General features: G+C 36.7%; 2 protein-coding genes. Both read right to left on the bottom strand.

The window, feature by feature from the left end:
• The coding region (locus VLZ86_RS11435) for a hypothetical protein (RefSeq protein WP_325451422.1) at nt 1-325 on the bottom strand (325 nt) is incomplete at its 3' end.
• A 618-nt stretch (nt 326-943) separates the two neighbouring features.
• The coding region (locus tag VLZ86_RS11430; protein ID WP_325451420.1) for a metallophosphoesterase family protein at nt 944-1,868 on the bottom strand (925 nt) is incomplete at its 5' end.

The raw sequence follows: 1,868 nt of genomic DNA, 5'->3' as shown, positions 1-1,868 counted from the left end.
GTTCTTCTCCTGAGTGAATATCAAGAGCAACTACCTTATCCTGATCATTAAACCCCACAAACAACTTATTATCAGCTACAACAGGTTCAAATATCCTATCAAACTGCATTAGGTTTTGATTCAGAGGGTCGTCCCAGACGGTTTCGCGGGGAGAGTATTCTACCTGCCACTGAAGATGCAATTCATCCGCTAATTGCTCTGGTGTTGTAGCAGATCGATTATGATCGAACCTCCACATAGGCCAGTCATACTGTCCAAAAACAAATGAGGTTAAATCTACAAATAAGAGTACCAACAAAATTACAAAAAGACGGTTTTGTTTCATTATTCTGACATTAATTGTTTTAATAAAAAATCATGGTAAAGATAAGGAAAATAGCAGAGGAAGCAAAAACGTACCAGAAGGTTCGTTAATTAAAATGAGATACTGCTTTTAGAAAAAATGGCTTGCGTGGTTATCGGAGACAAATCGCAGTTAATGATTGAATAATCGGATTGCTTATAATTCCAACCTCATTATAATCTTTATTCGATAAGCTGTGATTATGAGTAAAAAAACTTAGTTTAGAAAACACTTACACTTCATATAGTTTTTGTTGACACAAAAACAGCGTTTTTTCTTAGACTAAAGTGGGTTGGCACTCTTTTAGAAAAGCTTATAGGCTTTTCTTCCCACGTTTTTTGTACGGTTTAAATTTTTTCAATGCATATCCGCAGTAAATGCTACCATTTACTGAGGATACAGACTGATATAAACAAAAACAAATAATATCCAGCGAATCTAATTAAATATCAACCTTACAAGTTTTCTAGTTTGTACAATTTAATTCCTTAAATCTCCCTTCTACAAAATCAAAACAATAGTCATGTTCTCTAATAGCTAAGCAAAATCCAAGGTTCCCAAGGTCATTGTAATTATTTTTGTCTTCCTAAATATCAATTATCAATCCTCACATAAGGACAATTCTACCACATTGTTGACTTTTCCGTGCCTCTTAATAAGATTGAAACCATCAAAAAGATCCCCAACCACAGTATAAGCTCTGTATTGTAGCTCATCTCCATCCACTGTAACTACATGATAAAGCTGGGTGTAAACTTCCAGTTTATCCATCCATATTTTCTTTTCCATATCGGAATCTGACATTTTGGGGCCACTTACCGATACAACATACATTGTCCCCGATTCTCCTTCTTCCATCGGAATATTTTTCATCCCACGCGTATAGGCATGATCATGTCCTTGCAAGACTAAATCTACCTTATATTTGTCAAATATAGGCTTGAAATTTTCCCTCATAACTTTATTGTTTCTTGTGGCTTTTGGAGAATAAATTGGATGGTGGAAAACCACACATGTCCATTTATTGGGATTATGTGCCAATACGCTGTCCAACCATATTTTCTGACTTTCTATATGCATCCCAAGGCCCTCTACAGCATGAGCATCAAGAGAAATAAATCGCACCCCTTGAACATCGGTAAAATAAACACTCTCTTTAAGTTCTTTAGGTCCGTTTTCAGGCAAATTAAATTGTGCAACCCAAAAAGGTGATATTTCCTTTGCTTCATCAAACCGTCCGTAGTCATGATTCCCTGGAGATGGCATATTTGGAATTGTGGCATGAATAAAAGATCCAGCTTCGAACCATTCTCCCCATTCTTGGTCTCTAGTACTACGGTTAACTAAGTCTCCGGCATGCAGCATTAGCTTAGCATCTGGCGCCTGAGCATAAGCTTTACGAATTACCTTTGACCACATAGAACGCATTTCCGTTTGTGCATCACCAAAATATAAGAATGAAAACCTCTCATTCTTATCGCTGCTAGTCTTGAATTGAAACCATTCACTCCAGTCGTTTCCACTA

The sequence above is a fragment of the Gelidibacter sp. genome, from assembly GCF_035515035.1.
In the GTDB taxonomy this organism is placed as follows: domain Bacteria; phylum Bacteroidota; class Bacteroidia; order Flavobacteriales; family Flavobacteriaceae; genus Gelidibacter.
The sequence above is the reverse complement of the archived record's forward strand: the minus strand, read 5'-3'. Positions and strand labels throughout refer to the sequence as shown.